Source organism: Streptosporangium sp. NPDC002544 (assembly GCF_040295965.1).
Classification (GTDB): domain Bacteria; phylum Actinomycetota; class Actinomycetes; order Streptosporangiales; family Streptosporangiaceae; genus Streptosporangium.
The window spans coordinates 175053-191549 of sequence record NZ_JBEOWJ010000007.1; the positions used below are offsets into that span (position 1 = coordinate 175053).

The 16497-nt window shown below is 68.6% G+C and carries 17 protein-coding genes and 2 pseudogenes; 9 read left to right on the forward strand and 10 right to left on the reverse strand.

The window, feature by feature from the left end; genetic code table 11:
* Positions 1-10: 10 nt before the first annotated feature.
* Positions 11-1072: an ABC transporter substrate-binding protein gene (locus ABT061_RS12865; RefSeq protein ID WP_350915843.1), complete on the reverse strand. Its 1062-nt coding sequence runs from the start codon at positions 1070-1072 to the stop codon at positions 11-13.
* A 299-nt stretch (positions 1073-1371) separates the two neighbouring features.
* Between ABT061_RS12865 and ABT061_RS12870 the strand changes: the two genes are divergently transcribed.
* Positions 1372-2700: a UDP-glucose dehydrogenase family protein gene (locus ABT061_RS12870; protein WP_350915845.1), complete on the forward strand. Its 1329-nt coding sequence runs from the start codon at positions 1372-1374 to the stop codon at positions 2698-2700.
* Positions 2701-2943: 243 nt separating this feature from the next.
* Here ABT061_RS12870 and ABT061_RS12875 read toward each other — a convergent pair whose 3' ends face one another.
* Complete coding sequence (locus ABT061_RS12875) at positions 2944-3486, reverse strand: GNAT family N-acetyltransferase (protein ID WP_350915847.1); 543 nt, start codon at positions 3484-3486, stop codon at positions 2944-2946.
* 89 nt (positions 3487-3575) lie between these two features.
* On the opposite strand from ABT061_RS12875, the gene ABT061_RS12880 reads away from it, so the two are divergent.
* From ABT061_RS12880 to ABT061_RS12895, 4 genes are all read left to right on the forward strand, one after another.
* Positions 3576-4034: a MarR family transcriptional regulator gene (locus tag ABT061_RS12880; RefSeq protein WP_350915849.1), complete on the forward strand. Its 459-nt coding sequence runs from the start codon at positions 3576-3578 to the stop codon at positions 4032-4034.
* Positions 4035-4349: 315 nt separating this feature from the next.
* Positions 4350-5105, forward strand: coding sequence for an SDR family oxidoreductase (locus ABT061_RS12885; protein WP_350915851.1), 756 nt, complete (start codon positions 4350-4352; stop codon positions 5103-5105).
* A 203-nt stretch (positions 5106-5308) separates the two neighbouring features.
* The gene (locus ABT061_RS12890) at positions 5309-6244 is read left to right on the forward strand and encodes an RNA polymerase sigma-70 factor (RefSeq protein ID WP_350915853.1); all 936 of its coding nucleotides are present in this window, start codon (positions 5309-5311) and stop codon (positions 6242-6244) included.
* Positions 6245-6251: 7 nt separating this feature from the next.
* The gene (locus tag ABT061_RS12895) at positions 6252-6593 is read left to right on the forward strand and encodes a sigma-70 family RNA polymerase sigma factor family protein (protein WP_350915854.1); all 342 of its coding nucleotides are present in this window, start codon (positions 6252-6254) and stop codon (positions 6591-6593) included.
* A gap of 445 nt (positions 6594-7038) precedes the next feature.
* Here ABT061_RS12895 and ABT061_RS12900 read toward each other — a convergent pair whose 3' ends face one another.
* The 3 genes from ABT061_RS12900 to ABT061_RS12910 form a co-directional block, all read right to left on the reverse strand.
* Positions 7039-8181 carry an FAD-dependent oxidoreductase gene (locus tag ABT061_RS12900; RefSeq protein ID WP_350915856.1) on the reverse strand — a complete coding sequence of 381 codons (1143 nt, stop codon included), beginning with the start codon at positions 8179-8181 and terminating at the stop codon, positions 7039-7041.
* 49 nt (positions 8182-8230) lie between these two features.
* Positions 8231-8923 (reverse strand): TetR/AcrR family transcriptional regulator, encoded by a 693-nt coding sequence (locus tag ABT061_RS12905; RefSeq protein ID WP_350915858.1) that lies wholly within the window; start codon positions 8921-8923, stop codon positions 8231-8233.
* Between the two features lie 553 nt (positions 8924-9476).
* Positions 9477-9896, reverse strand: a complete 420-nt coding sequence (locus tag ABT061_RS12910) for a VOC family protein (RefSeq protein ID WP_350915860.1) — start codon at positions 9894-9896, stop codon at positions 9477-9479.
* A gap of 302 nt (positions 9897-10198) precedes the next feature.
* On the opposite strand from ABT061_RS12910, the gene ABT061_RS12915 reads away from it, so the two are divergent.
* Positions 10199-11080 carry a phosphotransferase gene (locus ABT061_RS12915; RefSeq protein ID WP_350915862.1) on the forward strand — a complete coding sequence of 294 codons (882 nt, stop codon included), beginning with the start codon at positions 10199-10201 and terminating at the stop codon, positions 11078-11080.
* Positions 11081-11180: 100 nt separating this feature from the next.
* Here the strand turns inward: ABT061_RS12915 and ABT061_RS12920 are convergent, their stop codons facing one another.
* Positions 11181-11468 carry a hypothetical protein gene (locus tag ABT061_RS12920; protein WP_350915863.1) on the reverse strand — a complete coding sequence of 96 codons (288 nt, stop codon included), beginning with the start codon at positions 11466-11468 and terminating at the stop codon, positions 11181-11183.
* 104 nt (positions 11469-11572) lie between these two features.
* Between ABT061_RS12920 and ABT061_RS12925 the strand changes: the two genes are divergently transcribed.
* Positions 11573-11833, forward strand: coding sequence for a hypothetical protein (locus ABT061_RS12925; RefSeq protein WP_350915865.1), 261 nt, complete (start codon positions 11573-11575; stop codon positions 11831-11833).
* A 12-nt stretch (positions 11834-11845) separates the two neighbouring features.
* On the opposite strand, the gene ABT061_RS12930 is transcribed toward ABT061_RS12925, so the two are convergent.
* Both ABT061_RS12930 and ABT061_RS48365 read right to left on the reverse strand, forming a co-directional pair.
* On the reverse strand, positions 11846-12250 hold the full coding sequence (locus tag ABT061_RS12930; RefSeq protein ID WP_350915866.1) for a DUF4189 domain-containing protein: 405 nt from the start codon (positions 12248-12250) through the stop codon (positions 11846-11848).
* Positions 12251-12294: 44 nt separating this feature from the next.
* The gene (locus tag ABT061_RS48365) at positions 12295-12951 is read right to left on the reverse strand and encodes a DDE-type integrase/transposase/recombinase (protein ID WP_502991436.1); all 657 of its coding nucleotides are present in this window, start codon (positions 12949-12951) and stop codon (positions 12295-12297) included.
* A gap of 16 nt (positions 12952-12967) precedes the next feature.
* On the opposite strand from ABT061_RS48365, the gene ABT061_RS12940 reads away from it, so the two are divergent.
* Positions 12968-14038: a hypothetical protein gene (locus ABT061_RS12940; protein ID WP_350915868.1), complete on the forward strand. Its 1071-nt coding sequence runs from the start codon at positions 12968-12970 to the stop codon at positions 14036-14038.
* Positions 14039-14060: 22 nt separating this feature from the next.
* On the opposite strand, the pseudogene ABT061_RS12945 reads toward ABT061_RS12940, so the two are convergent.
* Both ABT061_RS12945 and ABT061_RS48370 read right to left on the reverse strand, forming a co-directional pair.
* Positions 14061-14462 (reverse strand): annotated as a pseudogene (locus tag ABT061_RS12945) (transposase); the annotation flags it as partial.
* 40 nt (positions 14463-14502) lie between these two features.
* Positions 14503-14616: pseudogene (locus ABT061_RS48370) on the reverse strand (hypothetical protein); the annotation flags it as partial.
* Between the two features lie 235 nt (positions 14617-14851).
* Here ABT061_RS48370 and ABT061_RS12950 point away from each other — a divergent pair.
* Positions 14852-15769, forward strand: coding sequence for a TIGR03619 family F420-dependent LLM class oxidoreductase (locus ABT061_RS12950; RefSeq protein ID WP_350915870.1), 918 nt, complete (start codon positions 14852-14854; stop codon positions 15767-15769).
* Positions 15770-16497 lie beyond the last annotated feature (728 nt).

Genomic DNA, 16497 nt, shown 5'->3' on the forward strand with positions numbered 1-16497 from the left:
CTCGGGTCGATCACTTGTCGCTCACCGCAGGCTGGCTCTTGGCCGCCAGGACCTCGTTGAGGATGGTGAGGTCGTAGATGCCGTTCAGGTCCACCGGGTCGAGCAGGCCGACCTTCTGGGCGTGGTCGGCGCTGCCGACGAGGGAGGACGCGATCGGGTCGTTGGTGAAGGTGATGTTGCCGAAGGCGCTGTCCAGGACCGCCGGCGCGACGGGCTTGCCGGTCAGCTCCTTCAGCTCCGCGTTGACCGCCTCCTTGGCGCCCGTCGGGTCCGACTGGATGAAGGCGTTGGACTCGACGTGCGCCTCGATCAGCTTCTTCACCAGGTCGGGGTGGTCCTTGAGGAACTGCTGCCGCACGATCAGGTGCGTGATCACGAACTGCTTGTTCGGCCAGAGGTCGGCCTCGGTGAGCAGGATCTTGCCCTTGCTCTCCTGGACCAGGCGGCTCGCGAAGGGCTCGGGCACCCAGGCGCCGTCGATGTCGCCGGTGGCGAAGGTCTGCAGGGTCTGGGCGTTCTCCTGGGGGAGGATCGACACCTCGCCGCCGCCCTTGGTGTCGGTCTCGATTCCCTTCTCCTTGAGCCAGTAGCGCAGCGCGACGTCCTGGGTGTTGCCGAGCTGAGGCGTGGCGATCTTCTTGCCCTTGAGGTCCTCGACGCCGTTGATCTCGGGCTTGACCACGAGGAACACGCCGCCGGACGCCGCACCTGCGACGATCTTGATGGCTTCGCCCTTGGACTTCGACCAGGCGTTGATGGCCGGGTTCGGCCCGATGTAGGTCGCGTCGATGGCGTCGGAGAAGATCGCCTCGGTCGCGGCCGGTCCGGCGTTGAAGGTGGAGACCTTCAGCGTCGCGTCGCTGCCGAGTGCCTTGGCGAAAAAGCCCTTCTGTACCCCGACCAGGGCCGTGGAGTGCGTGATGTTCGGGAAGAAACCGAGACGGACCTCGGTCGTCGTCTTCGCCGTGTCGCCGCCGGAGGACCCCCCGCCTCCTCCGCAGGCCGCCGCGAGGGCTGTCACCGTGACCGCGGCCAGTGCCACTGCCATCCCCCGGAGCCTGCGAACCCTCATTGACTACTCCTTAATTCCTACTTAATAAGTCGGTTAAGTGCATAAAATGGCAAATGGAGCCTCCTGTCAAGCGGCGGTGACCGCATGGGTGCGAGTCGTTACCAGTTCGTGTTTCTCGGTGCGACGCCGCCGACGGGACCGTACGGCCGGCCCGCACACATTCAGCGGCAAAGAGCCGTGTCGATCCCTGGACTTGAGGGGTGAATGCCGCCGAGCCGACACCTCGGCACCCCGACACGCGATAACTTCTTGGAACGCATCCCGCATGCGCCCGAGGAAGCCAACGGACAGGACCCAAGATGCGCGTTTCCGTGATCGGATGCGGTCACCTCGGTGCTCCGCACGCCGTCGCGATGGCCGAGATCGGCCATGAGGTGATCGGTGTCGAGTCGGATCCCGACAGGTGCCGAGCCCTGGGCAACGGCATCGCCCCCTTTTTCGAGGAGGGCTTCGAGGACCTCCTGGTCCGGCACACCTCCTCCGGCCGGCTCCGCTTCACCACCGACCTGGGGGAGGCCGCGGACTTCGCCGACCTGCACTTCATCACGGTCGGCACCCCGCTGCGCGAAGACGGCCATGGCTACGACATGACCCAGGTGATCGACGCGATGCGGTCGCTGGTCCCGCTGCTGAGCAGGCCGGCCACGATCGTCGGCAAGAGCACGGTGATGGTCGGCACCGTCGAACGGCTCCAGAAGATCATCGACGCTGACGCGCGGGTCTCCGGTGTGGAGCTGGTCTGGAATCCGGAGTTCCTGCGCGAGGGTCATGCCGTGCGGGACTCCCTGTTCCCCGACCGGGTCGTGGTCGGCCTGACCTCCCGGCAGGCCCGCGAGGCGGTCGAGGAGGTGTACGCGCCGATCCTCGACCACGGGGTGGGGTTGATCCTCACGGACCCGCCCACGGCAGAGGTGATCAAGTCGGCCGCGAACGCGTTCCTGACCACCAAGATCTCGTTCATCAACGCGATAGCCGAGGTGTGCGAGTTCGTCGGAGCGGACGTGAACACGGTCGCCCACGCGATCGGCGTCGACAAGCGGATCGGGCACGACGGGATGCGGCCGGGCATCGGCTACGGCGGCGGGTGCCTGCCCAAGGACGTGGCGGCCTTCACGCACCGCGTCGGCGAGCTGGGCGCGCGGAACGCGCATGGATTCCTGACGGCCGTCGAATCGATCAACGCCGACCGGGTCCCGGCGGCGGTCAGGCTGATCGAGAGGGCGCACGGCGGTTCGATCGACGGCCGTACCATCGCGTTCCTCGGCACGGCGTTCAAGGCCGGGACCAGCGATGTACGCGACTCGCCCGCCCTGCGCCTGGCCGGGAGGCTGGCCGAACGCGGCGCGACACCGGTCATCTACGACCCCGCGGCCATCGCCGCCACTCGCGAGCTGCACCCCGAATTCAGCTACGCCGACACCGCCGAGCAGGCCATCACGGACGCCGATCTCGTCGTGCTCGCCACCGAGTGGCCGGAGTTCACCGCCGACCCCAAGCTCCCCGCGGACACCGCCGACCTGGTACGTCACCGGGTGCTGGTGGACGTGCGCAACGCGGTCGAGCCGGGCCCGTGGCTCGCCGCCGGATGGGAGGTCTGGCAGCTCGGCCGCCGGCCCCAGCGTCCGTAGGCGCGGTGGCCGAGTGAAAGCGGACGTGGAAGGGCGGGAGGCGGCGGTGCCGGGCTGCCGGTGTCCCCGGATGGTGGTGGCCGACTCCCTTCGCCACCCTCGTCGCGCCGAAAGCCCCGTTCGACCCGGTACGGCTGCTGGGGGGACGACCTCACCGAGGAGACCCTGCTCAGGCTCGACCGACGTCCAGGAACGTGCGGCCGATGGCATGTCAGGCCGGTTCCGGGCCTCGTTCTGACGCGTTCAGCCGGCGACGCTCAGGTAGCGGACGCGTACGGCGTTGCGGATGGCCTTCCCGTCCTGCTCGTCGGTGTACTCGGCGACCTTGACGTAGCCGTGGTCGTCGTAGATGCGTCCCAGCTCGGGGCTGCCCGCCCAGTGGTCCAGAGCCAGTGCGGGAGCGCTGTGCGCCCTGGCGAGACGCGCGGCTTCCTCCAGCAGGGCCGAACCGACGCCGCGGCCGTCGGGGCCGCGGTCGGTCATCACGGTGTGGATGAACATCGATCCGTCGGGCACCACGGCGGCGGGGATCCGTGGCGGAATCATGGGCGCGGCGGCCAGCATTCCGACGCACCGGCCGTCCCGCTCGACCAGGGTGATGACGCCCTGGCGCGTCCAGTCGGAGACTCGGTCGGGAAAGCCCGGGATTCGGGAGAACGGTACCGTTCCCCATTGCTCCGGGCGGCCCTGGGTGATGAGCCATGCGTGGACGGAGTCCATCAGGGACAGCAGGGCTGGAACGTCATCGGTCGTCGCCGACCGCGGCTGGACGGAAGGACGTGGCATCGGGGTCTCCCGGAGGGTTAGACTTCACGCGACCCAATTAATTCAACTTTCTAAGGGTTAGATTGTCAAAGCAAAATAAGGTCCATGCCGTGACCAGGGCAGTTCAGGAGCTCCAGGACGCCACCGATCTCATTGACGAGCTGGCGGCCCGGCGCCTCGGCGTCAACCGCACCGACCTGAGGTGCCTGAGCCGGTTGACCGCCCGCGGCCCGCTCACCGCAAGCGAGCTGGCGGCCGCCGCCGGTCTCACCGGGGGTGCCGCCACCACCGCGATCGACCGGCTGGAGCGGGCCGGCCTGGCCACGCGGATCCGCGACGCGGCGGACCGGCGCCGGGTCCTGGTGAACCTGACCGAACAGGGGCAGAGAGCCGTGCGGGAGGTCTGGGGGCCGATCGTGACCGAGGCGCAGACCGAACTCCTCCGGTTCAGCACCGCCGAACTCGACACCATCGAGACGTTCCTGCGCCGGGCGCTGCACAACCAGGTCCGGCACGCCGACCGCCTGCGCCGGCCGGTCGAACCGCCGGACTGCGGGGTCATCGCGTGAGAATCGTCTTGCCGGTGATGGTGCGCTGTTTGCCGCCGCTGGATCGCTCGTAGGCGAACGGTGCTTCCAAACCCCGCCACATCACCACTGATGTGGCGGAAAGCGATCGCGTTCCTACTCGTCCAGTAGGTAGTCGGCTTGCTGACGGCAAGTCCGCCTTACCGAAAGACAGACAGCGTCTCGGTTTGTCACGCCTCGGCGCCGGGGATCCGCAACCCGAGGAATCTCGCCTGAGCTGTCACAGGCCGGAGGGCTGTCCTGTCTTAGCTGGCGATCGGATGGCGACGGACGCCCCGGCGGACAGGAAGGTTTGTCATGAAGATCGCGGTAATCGGCGGTACCGGTCTGATCGGGTCGAAGCTCGTGACGAAGCTCGGCGAGCACGGCCACGAGGCGGTGGCGGCAGCACCGAGCACCGGCGTCAACACCCTTACCGGCGAAGGGCTCGCCGAGGCCCTGACCGGCGCGCAGGTGGTGATCGACGTGTCGAACTCCCCGTCCTTCGAGGACACCGCGGTACTGAAGTTCTTCGAGACCTCCACCCGCAACCTGCTCGCCGCGGAGGCGGCGGCAGGCGTCGGCCACCACGTCGCGCTGTCGGTGGTGGGGACCGAGCGGCTGCCCGAGAGTGGCTACTTCCGGGCGAAGATCGCTCAGGAGAAGCTGATCGAGAACTCGTCGATCCCGTACTCGATCGTGCACGCGACGCAGTTCTTCGAGTTCGTCCGGAGCATCGCCGACGCGGCCACCGACGGCGGTACGGTCCGGATGGCACCCGTGCTCTTCCAGCCCATCGCGGGCGACGAGGTCGCCCAGGCGGTCGGCAGGATCTCGGTGGGGTCGCCGGTGAACGGGAGGGTCGAGGTCGCCGGGCCCGAGCGGTTCCGGATGGACGAGTTCTTCCGGGACGCCCTGGCGGCCTGGGACGATCCGCGTGAGGTGGTCACCGACTCGCACGCGCGCTACTTCGGAGCCGAGCTGGGCGAGGGGACCCTGGTGCCGGCCGGTGACGCGATTCTCGGCGAGACACGGTACGGCGACTGGCCGGGCCGGACCACGGCCGGGAGGTAGCGCCCCCCCCGCCGGGCATCGCGACGTCGTCGCGGTCGCCGAGGGCGCGGACCGTCAGCCGCCCCTGGCCGCTCCGCCGGATGAGATCTCCCGGGGTTGTCACAAACCACCCGCCTGTCCTGTCATAGCTGCTCGGCGAGCGGTTTGAAGGCGGCCAGAGTGCGGGACACGGGCGAGACAGGGGGATGACGGTGGCGGATACCGTGTCGGCGAACGAATCCGGTGGGCCGGAAGATCTTGAACAGGCCGCAGTGATCTTCGCGGGCCTGCGGCCGCGCCTGTTCGGGATCGCGTACCGGATGCTGGGCAGCGTCACCGAAGCCGAGGACCTGGTGCAGGACGTCTGGCTGCGCTGGCAGACCTGTGATCGCAGTACGGTGGCCAACCCGGCCGCGTTCCTGGCGACGGCGACCACGCGGCTGGCCATCAACGTCGCCCAGTCCGCGCGGGTCCGCCGCGAGACCTACATCGGCCCGTGGCTTCCCGAACCCGTCGACACCAGTGCGGATCCGCACCTCGGCGCCGAGCGGGGCGAGGCCCTGGGGTTCGCGGTCCTGCTTCTCCTGGAGAGGCTCTCGCCCAACGAACGCGCGGCATACGTGCTGCGGGAGGCGTTCGACTACCCGTACCGGGAGATCGCCGACATCATCCAGCTCAGCGAGGCGGCGGTCCGTCAGCTGGTCAGCAGGGCCCGCAAGCACGTGGTCGCCGAGCGTCGCGCGCCGGTGACCGGAGCCGAGCAACGGAGGCTGCTGACAGCCTTCGTCGCCGCCGCCCGCTCCGGTGACCTGGCCGCGCTGGAGGAACTCTTCGCGGCGGACGTGACCAGTCACTCCGACGGCGGTGGCGTCGTCCGGGCCTCTCGCATCCCCGTGGTGGGCGCGTTCCGGGTGGCGAAGTACGTCAGGGCGTTCGCGGACCGGTTCTGGGACGGGGTCGAGGTGGAGTGGGCGAGCGCGAACGGGCAGGCGTCCGCTCTACTGTGCCGCGACGGCGAAGTGTTCGCGGTGCTCACGGTCAACGCCTCTGCCCAGGGCATCGACCAGGTGCTGTGGATGATGAACCCGGCCAAGATCACCGCAGTGTCCGCGTCCCCCTCATCGGCACAGATCCGCCCGGGCCATGCTCGACAGGCATGATCATGTCGTGCGCCGGTTAGCGGCGGCGTGTGACACGGGAGACACCGCGGCGCTGGAGGCGGTCCTGGCCGCTGACGTGATGGTCGTGAGCGATGGCGGCGGCAAGGTGCGGGCCGCGTCGCGCCCGATCCACGGTGTGAACGAGGTCGCCCGGCTCGTCGCGGCCCTGTTGACCGGTCAACCCGGCACCATGCTGACCGCCGAGTCCGTCAACGGCCGTACCGGCCTGGTACTGCGCCTGGCCGGTCAGGCCATGGCGGTGGTCAGCGTGAGCGTCACCGGAACCGAGGTCACCGCTGTGTGGATCGTGCTGAACCCGGACAAGCTGCGGAGCTGGCACCGCCCATGACCAGCGCCCCCAACTGGACCGGACGGCCCAGGGCGACCATGTCGCTCTCGTCCACGCCCATACCGAGAGGCTGCTTTGACTCGCTCGGCGACAACGCTGCCACCGATGCGGGGCCGAATCCCTCCAGGTAGCGCTGGACCAATGTCTGCAGGTACTCGTCAGAGGTGTCTTTCCCCCAGACGTCGGCGGCGTCCTCGCTGCGACGTACGACGGCCGGGAACCGAGAACGACCACGGCCCGCCTATGGGGGCGTGCAGCAGCGGTGCGAACGACCGCAACGCCCACTGGCGGGTGGCATGGGTTCGTCGATCTGCGGCAGGTCGCCTGCGGCGAGGTCGGTCACGGAGGCGAGAGCGTCCGGCTGTTCGGTGTCATCCCAGGTGTGAAGGGATGGGATGCGGGATGGCCCTCCGCCTGTGATGAGGTCAGCGTCGGCGCTCGGGGTTCATCGCGCTGCGAAGGAGGTGAACATGTCGACGAGCGGCTGCGGTGCCCGGTCGTTGAAGACGGTCTCCAGACTCTGCGCGGACTCCCGGGCGGACTTCTCACTTCGCTCGAAGAGGGTTGCCTCATAGGCGGACAGCGCGGCCTCGGTGTTCCCCGGGTGGGCGGCGAGCGCCTGTCCCAGATCGGCACCGTCGATCAAGGCGAGGTTGGCGCCTTCACCGGCGAAGGGGGACATCAGGTGTGCGGCGTCGCCGAGCAGCGTGACGCCGGGGACGCGCTCCCAGCGGTGTCCGACGGGCAGCGCGTGGATGAGGCGGGGGATCAGCTCGCCGTCGGCGTCGGCGATCAGGTTGCGCAGGCCGGGGGCCCAGTCCGTGAAGTGGTCCGACAGCGCGGCCTTGGCGGCGTCGGTATCGGTGAAGTCGATCGTGGACAGCCAGTCCTCGGCAGCGCGCAGCGCGGCGTAGACGTGCAGGTTGCCGTCGGTCCCGCGGTGGGCGAGGAATCCCCTGTCGTCGCCGAGTGCGAAGAACATCCCGCCCCCGATCAGCTCGGCGTACTGCGGATGGCGGGTGTCGGCGTCGAGGAGGTTCAGCTCGACGAAGGAGATCCCGGTGTAGGCGGGGACGGCGTCGGAGAGCAGCGGCCGGATACGGGACCAGGCGCCGTCCGCGCCGACGAGCAGGTCGGTGGTGAAGGTGGTGCCGTCGGCGAGAGTCACCTCATGCCGTCCGGAGCCGAGCGGCCGGGCGCCGGTGACCTTGCTGTCCCAGCGGACGGTGCCCTCGGGAAGCGAATCGAGCAGGAGGTCGCGCAGGTCACCCCGGTCGATTTCGGGGCGGCCGCCCTCGCCGTCATCCGTCTCCTCCAGCAGGACATGGGCGTGCTTGTCGAGGACCCGCAGGGCTTCGCCGCCGGGGTGGACCCTGGCCCGGAACCGCTCGTGCAGTTCAGCGGCGTGCAGGGCCGCCTGGCCGGAGTCCTCGTGGATGTCGAGCATGCGGCCCTGGGCGCGCGCGTGCCGGTCGGCGTCCAGCTCGAAGACGGCGGACTCGATCCCATTCACGTGCAGGACACGGGCCAGGGGCAGGCCACTGAGTCCGGCGCCGATGACGGCTACGGGATGGTGCGTCGTGCTCATAACGGTGCCTTCGCTTTCTGAGTCGGTAGTGCACGGACACTGCGCCGGTTCAGTCCGTGGTCCGTGGGGTGGTGCGCGTGCCGTTGATGACGGCCCCGAAGATCCAGGCCAGGCGCTGCCGGGGGGTGCCGGAGACGAGGTCGGCGCCGAGTGCGGCGATGCGTGGATGCGTCTGGGCGGAGACCTCCCCCAGCGCGGCGATGAGCCCGTTGTGTTCATCCTCGGCATCGATGGCGCCGTCACGGGCGGACTGCTCGGCGGCGGTGGCGGTGGCCACCTGCAAGAGCACGTCCACCCCCCACGCGGCCTGCGCGTCGGGTACCTCGCCCTCGTGCAGCAGGGCGAGGATCGTCTCGACCAGCGTCAGGTAGTTCGGGCCGGAGGGGCGGGCGACCAGGGCGGAGTGGGCGAGGCTGGGGTGGTCGAACAGGACCCGTGTGTAGGAGAGGAGCACCTTCGCCAGCCGGTCGCGCCAATCGCCTTCGCTGCCTGCCGGGGTCAGGTCGACCGCACCGAGCAACTCTTCCAGGATCGCGGCGTGCAGTTCGGCCGTGTTGGCGACGTACACGTACAGCGAGGCGGGGCCGGTATCGAGTTCCTGGGCCAGTCGACGCATGGTGACGCGCTGCAGTCCCTCGGCTCTCATGAGGCGGACCGCGGTGGCGACGATGCCGTCGTAGGTGAGGGCGGGCTTGGCGGGCCGCTCCCGGCGGCTTCGGGGGGCAGGGGTCCGTGGGGTCATGACCGCATCGTAACGAACATGTTCGCTACGAACAAGTTCGTTCGCATCCGAGGGGCTCCCCGCCGGGCCGTGGGCGAACGGGGCGGGGCCTTCCGGGAGTCAAGAAGCCGTCCGTTCGTAACGAACGGGTTCGACAGGATGGCCGGGTGCCGTCGGCCGTGGTCGTGCAGGGTCTTGGCTCACTTCGCGGCAGATGCCGCGGGCTTGCCGCGCAGCGGTACCTCCTTGATGAACACGGCGGCGTCTGCTGCGTGCCGTGGGCGACCGCGTGCAGGTAGGCGTCCTTGGCCGATGCGGACATGCCCGAAAGGTTCACATCGGCGAGCGTGCCTTCGCCCGGACCGCCACCACCGGGTGCGTAGTGCTGGGTGGCCCATGCGAACAGGGAGCCGAAGACCGCCACACCCGGCATCGCAGCGGAAGCTCACCCTCGGTGAACAGCACGCGAACCGGCAAGGCGAGGTCTTCGTCTGGGATAAGAGCGGTCAGCGGGCCGCCGGGGTGGTGGCCGCATGTGCTCGGCCGGAGCCGTGGGGCGGTTGAGTGTGTCGTGTCAGGTTCGAGGTGATGTTTCAGGGGCGACGAGTTCGACCTCGAATCCGTCGGCGTCCTCCAGGTAGGCGGCGTAGTGCCGCTCGCCGCCGGCATGGGGATGGCGTTCCGGGAACAGCAGGGTCCAGCCGTGCCGCGGTGCCCGCTCGACCAGGGCGTCGACCATGGCCCGGCTCTCGACGTGGAAGGCGAGATGGTTCAGGCCGGGGCGGCGCCGGTCGTGTTCGTCCGCGCTGAGAGCGGGCGACTGCTCAAGGACCAGATAGGTGGAGCCGAGCCGCCAGCTACGCCCGTCGGCCCAGTTCTGGAAGAGGGTGTAGCCCAGCTCGCCCAGCAGCCACCCCCAGCCGGCGACGGCCCGTGGCAGGTCTGGCACCCAGAGCTCGACATGGTGCAGCGTTCCGGTGGTCGCCTTGCTCATCCCGCGATCCCCTTCCGTGCGTCCGACCAGGATGCCGCACTCGAACCGGGCTCCGGCCCGACTACCGTTCGGCACCGGGAAGCTACGATGAAAGGCGTGACCCGGCAGGAGATGGGACGGCGAGCTACCGGCGCCGAGCCGCGATAGAAGAGGCGACACCGCCTCACCGTGCTCGGCCTCGCCCGTCCACCGGTCACCCATCTCACGCCCAGGGCCTCTCCTTGTCACCAGACACCTCCCATGACCCGTTTCCGCCGGGACGTACAGCCGTACGTCCGTCCTGGGATCGGACCCCCACCCGGTTGCGCTCTTTCCTGGCCGCGCACCTCGGCGTGCCCGTTGTCGCCGCTCAGGTTCAGGGGGGCGGTTTCACCCCTGGCATCGCGGTGCGCCTCGACCTCGGCGGGGAGTGGGTGTTCGTCAAGGCCATCCCCGTCGGGCACCCGCTGGCCGCCAAGTACCGGACCGAGGCGGCGACCGCCGTGCGGCTTCCGCGACAGGTGCCGGCGCCGAGGCTGCGCTGGCACGGTGACCAGGCAGGCTGGGTAGTCCTGATCTTCGACGATGTCGCGGGGACCCACCCTGATCTTTCCCCTGGCTCGCCCGACATCGGCATCACGGTCGCCGCGCTGTCGGCGATGACCGAGATCCTCACTCCCACTCCTGCGGGTGATCTGCCATCGACCTCCGCCACCCGCGGGCGGTGGTTGCGCGGCTGGGCGGAGCTGTCCCAGTCGCTTCCCGATGACCTCGGAGACTGGGAGCGCCGTCATCTCCCCGTACTGGCCGACCTGGAGTCCCGATGGTTGGGCGGCGCGGACGGCAGCACACTGGTGCACGGCGACATCCGCCCTGACAACCTGCTCATCACCTCAGCGGGGACCGTGATGGTCGTCGATTGGGCACAACCCGGCAACGGAGCAGCCTGGCAGGACATCACCGACCTCATCCCCCATCTCATCATGGCGGGCCACACCCCCCAAGCCGCGGAGACGACCCTGACCGGTGTCCCGGCGTGGGAGGCCGTCCCGCCCGATGTGATCACCGGCTATGCGGCGGCCTACGCCGGGTACTGGACCCGCATGGCCCGCCGTCCCGATCCTCCGGGTGTGCCCCACCTGCGGGCCTACCAGCGACGGGCCAGCCAGGCCGCACTCGCCTGGACGAAGTACCGCACCAGCTGAGATCAGCCGACATATATCGAGGGACAGGCCGTGGCGAGGAGCAATTCCGGCTGGTGGCGTACGGGCAGAATGCCGAGGGCGTGGTGTTGGTCGTCCTGCGTCACTGAACCTTGAGGGTCAGGTCGCTTGCTGAGACTTGGCGCTTCATGGCCCGGCTGAGCGTCAGTGTTGGCCCGCAGGATAGCGAGGGGGGCTGACCTGCGGCGTTTTCGTCTGAAGCGGTACGACTGGCGCGTGACGGGTACTGCCACGTCAAGAAGATGTTGCAGAGGATGTCGAGAACCGAGCAGGCGATCCGCTCCAGCCGCCGACGCGTGCTCTCATCCACCGTCGCCTGCACCGCCTGTGCCCGTACTTTTCCGCCGTCGGCCCGCCATGTGAGGATCATGGCGGACCGAGACGTCAACGGGCACGATGGGGCCATGCCGAGGAACCCGCCCGAGTCGACGGCGCCAGCGCCTGAACGAGCACGCCCGCGCTCGCCGGCCGCGGTTGGACCGGGTCCAGGTGCGTTACCGGGGCGGGTTCGCCTACGTCGACGGGGTACTGCCCGGCGCTGAGGTGCTACCGCTGTGCCGCCTGAGCTTCGGCGGAGTCCTGCACACCTGGGGCTTCGCGATCTACCTCGCCGGCCGCGACGGCTGCCAGGACAACATCCTGCCTGTCGGCAGCCCCGAAGAAGCACTCGATTGTGCCTGCGGCCGCTACCTCAACGATCCCACCGCCTGGCTCAGCCCACCCTCAACGAATTGACGCGGTGCAGCACTAGTATCGTGTGGTGCATTGATAGGCGACCCAGCGGCCGCCGCCCGCATTGGCTATGGCGTTCCTTTTCGCCTTGGCGGCTGTACTCCCCCTGCCGCCCCAGTAGACGTTTCTCCTGGAATTGTAGGCGACAGCGCCACAACCGTTGACGAAGGTGGTAAGGACTTTGCAGCCGGAGCGGCCGCATGCCTTCAGTGCCCGCTTCCTGGCGGCAGACGCTGTTCTGTAATCCCAGGACCTGCCGATACTGCCGTCCCGCGCCACGGCAATGGCGCCGTAATAGTAACGTGCTGCACTTTCCCCCGCGGTAGCCGCAGTAGCCGCTGCGGGGGACGCCGTGGCCAGCACCCCGCTCACCATGAAGGCGCAAGCGGCGATGGCAGTGAGTTTCTTCCCTAACTGCATGATGTTTCCCCTTCGTGTGGATTTGCCCCGATTCAGTAGACACGTCAGGGCTTTCGGCTATGCGGCAGCATAACCGTCTTTTTGGATGGGTTTGAGGGCTTGGTGCCGCAGGTATTCGGCAGGGCTGAGTCGTCCGTTGGCGGAGTGACGACGGCGCGGGTTGTAGAACCCTTCGACGTAGGCGAATACCGTGCGCTCGGCTTCTGACCTGGTGTGGAAGGTTCGCCGGTCGACCAGCTCGCACTCCGGTGCGGCGAAAAGGCTCTCGGTGATGGCATTGTCGAAGCACGTGCCGGGCCGGTCGAGGGGCGCACGCCGACCTGCTCACAACGTCGACCGAACGCGATCGAGGTGTACTGCCTGGGGTTGTGATGGATCATCCCGGAGCCGGGGCGGCGCTGATGGATCGTCATCGCCAAGGCGTCGGTGACCAGCTCGGTGCGCATGTGCTCGGCCATCGCCCAGCCGACGATCCGCCGGGAGAACACATCGAGCACGACCGCCAGGTAGAGGAGGAGTCCTCGGCCGGCGCGCCGACGTACCAACCAGCCCGGCATCGACATCCACGGCATGGCCGTACCTGTCGAACAGGAGTCAAGTTCATCTGTCAATTTGGGCCTTCTCAGCCGCCCGGTTGGCGGGTTATCAAGAGCCTGAGCCCCGCTCACGACCACCACTCCGATGTGGACGAAGGATGACATGCGCCGGCTATGGGCAGTGATCGTACGAACGCTCTGCATCGCGGCCCTGGCCGCGACCGGGCTCGCCGCGGCCGCCACGGACGCCGCGGCGGCCGAGCCTCCCCGCTGGGGGTTCGCCGTCGTCAGGAGCGGCGCCGTCGTGGACTCCATGCGCCAGGCGGGCTCGTGGCCGGACGGGCTCAAGGTCGAGGCCACCCCGGGCGGCCCCGGCCAGGTGTTCGTGAAGTTCCCGCAGATCGGCATGGCCGCCGGGGGAGTCGCCCATGTCACGGCGATCTCCCAGTCCGCCGACTGGTGCCAGGTCCAGGGCTGGTGGCAGTCGGGCGCCGACGAGATCGTGGCGGTGCAGTGCCACCGGTACGGTGTGGGCCCGATCGCCTCGTGGTTCTCCGTCACCTTCGGGTACAGCGCCCAGTACCTGCCCGCGCCCCAGGCGTTCGGGTACGTGCACTGGGACGGCTCCGCCGTGGCCGCGCGGTTCAACTCCTCGGCGCCGACCGCGGTGAACACCGCCGAACCGTTGACGGCCCCGGGAACGTGGCGGGTCACCCTGCCGGGGCTCGGCTCGGCGGGCCACGCCGGGAACATCCAGGTCACCGCGGTCGACCCGGCCGTACCGGCACGCTGCAAGCTGGGCGGATGGAGCGCGACGACGGCCGCGCAGAGCATCGTGGTGCGCTGCTACGACGCCACCGGCACGTTGCTGAACACCGGATGGAGCCTGACCTACCACCGCGAGCGGGCCATCACCTGGACACCCCAGTCGTACCGCTTCGCCTACACCTTCGACAACGCCCCCGACACCCCGGGCGTCTACCTGCCGACGCCGTACCCGGTCAGCTACAACTCGCAGTCCGGGGGCGTGCAGCTCAGCAGGTCCGCGGTCGCCAGGAAGCAGGTGATCTTCGGCAACACCGGATACCGGGACAACGTCCAGGTCACCGCATTCGGCTACGGCTCGGAGTTCTGCAACCTGTTCGCCCCCTGGGAGTCGTACCCGGCGTACGTGAGCATCCGGTACGTCACCTGCTACAACGGCGCCACCCAGGTCGACCACCCGGCGATGATCACGTACGTGGCCCGCTAGGAGCTGTTCGGAGTTCGGATCTTTAGGTGGGTCGGAGGCTCCGGATCCACAGGACGGCACCGCGCAGATGGAGTCCTGCTAGATAGCTCTCCGGTGTCTTGCCGAAGCGGAAAGCCGGCCCGCGCCACTCCTTGATCCGGTTGATGCAGCGCTCCGCCGTATTGCGCTCCTTGTATAGAGCGGCGTCATGACGGATGGGGCGGCCTCCGCGTGAGCCCCGTTTCGTGCGGTTGGCCGCCTGGTCCGCCTTCTCCGGGATGACCGCCCGGATGCCGCGTCTGCGCAGGTAGATGCGGTTGGCGCGGGAGGAGTAGGCTTTGTCGGCGGCGACCGCGCCGGGGCGGGTGCGGGGACGGCCGACCGGGACGCGGACCTTGATGCGGGCCAGCACAGCGGTGAAGCGGGGACTGTCTGTGGCCTGGCCTGGTGGGCAGGTCCCGCCACGGGCCGCCGGTGCGAAACCGCCACATCACCGCGTTGAACTGCCGCCGCAGATCCGGGATCGGACCCCGCTCGCCCAGCGGCAGATGGGGATCGACCAAGGCCCACTCATCGTCGGTGAGGTCACCACGCGCCATGCCTTGTGCTCTGTCAGGGCCTGAGGGTGCCGCGCAGGTTAATCCACAACATCATGATTTCAACTCCAAACAGGCCCCTAGTCGCATCGAGGCCACGACCCAACCTGACACAAGTCCTATCCAAGGGGTGCTGCCTAACATCTCCCTGGACGCTAGACCGGGAGCGCGAGATGCGTACGCAATATGCACCTCAGTTCTCCCCGGCTTTTCACGGCGAAGTACCAAGGAATTTCTCATGCAGATCGGATACGCAGTCCCGCAGTACGGTGCCTTCGCGGACCCGGATTTCATCCGGCAGGCCAGCGCGGATCTGGAGGCCATGGGCTATAGCAGCCTGTGGGCGGGTGATCGAATTATGCTGCCGCTCGCACCCAGCGATCCCTACCCGGGAGGAGACGGCGAGATCCCCCCGGCCTTCGCGACGTTCTTCGACCCGCTGACCGCATTGACGCTGGCCGCCGTCAGCACTCGGGAGGTCCGGCTGGGAACCAGCACGCTCAACGCGCTGTGGCAACCGCCGGTCCTGCTCGCCCGCATGCTGACCTCGCTCGACCTGCTCAGCCACGGACGGCTGGACGTCGGCATCGGTCTCGGATGGCTGCGTGACGAATACACCGCGACCGGGGTGCCCTGGCAGGGGAGGGGAGACCGGCTCGAAGAGACGCTCGACCTGATGGAGGCCGTCTGGAGCAGTGAGGTGGTCGAGCACAAGGGCACGCTCTGGACCGTGCCGCCGTCGCACATCGACCTCAAGCCCTTTCAGCGGCCGCGCCCCCCGATCCTGCTCGCCGGTTACACGCCCTCGGCTCTGGAGAGGATCGGCAGGCGAGCCGACGGCTGGCTGAGCGCGGCGATACCCATGCCCTATCTGACCTCCCTGTGGGATGTGGCGCTGCAGACCGCGGCACGCGTCGACCGGGACCCGTCGGCCCTGCGAATGGTGGTGCGCGTCAATCCGAAGATCACCGATTCTCCCGCGCCCGACGACCAGGTGCCGCACGCCGGAACCGTGCAGCAGATCGGTGACTATCTGCTGACCCTCGCCCAGGCCGGTGCCCACGAGGCGTTCGTCGACCTGCAGACGACGACGTCCTCGCGCGATCAGTTCCTGGACGTCGCGCATGAGCTCATCACCAGGCTGCACGCCGGCTGAGCTCGCGCGCCCAGCCCCCGCTCGGCACCGTGGCACCGCCGGCGCATCCACCCGCCGGCGCCGTCCCTCCCTCGTCAGGCCGTTACGCATGCGGTGCGCGGTGTCGCGTGGCGCGTCCTCCTCAGGCCCGTGGGGGTGAGCCGTTGCGCATCTGCCAGGTGGAGGCTCGGCTTGATGGAAGGCCGGGATGGTGCGTGGAGATCTGACCGACGAGGGGTGGGAGCCGGTCAGGCCCTAGTGTCCTGCGCCTGAGATTCGTTGGCAGAAGCGGGCGAGGGAGTCGAGAATCTCTTCGGCCGTCTTGGTCCAGATGAACCGCCCCAGCACCGCGCGCTCCTCATTGGAGAGCACCAACGGCTACAACTTCGGACCCCGACGACGCACCGGCTCACCGGATCTAACGATGGATTACCGGCGCAGGACACTAGTGCGGTGTCCGTTGGCGTGCACCGTGTTTCCGGTGGGTGTTTGAGTACTCGCCGGTGTGGGCGAGGACTTCCCGCACCTGCTCATCGACCAGGGGTGCGGTGATTCCGGCAAGTGTCGCTTTGTCGTGGAGGATTCGGACGGGCGGCCGATCTGCCGCAGCCGCGGGTTGTGCCGCCGTTCCGCATCAAGATCCGGGACGCTGCGGGGATCACCGACCTGGAGGGGCCCGATTCAAGGCCTTGGCCTGCCGGCGCCATGGCCGGGCACCTGGGACGACCTGAATACTTTGCCTTTGCGCT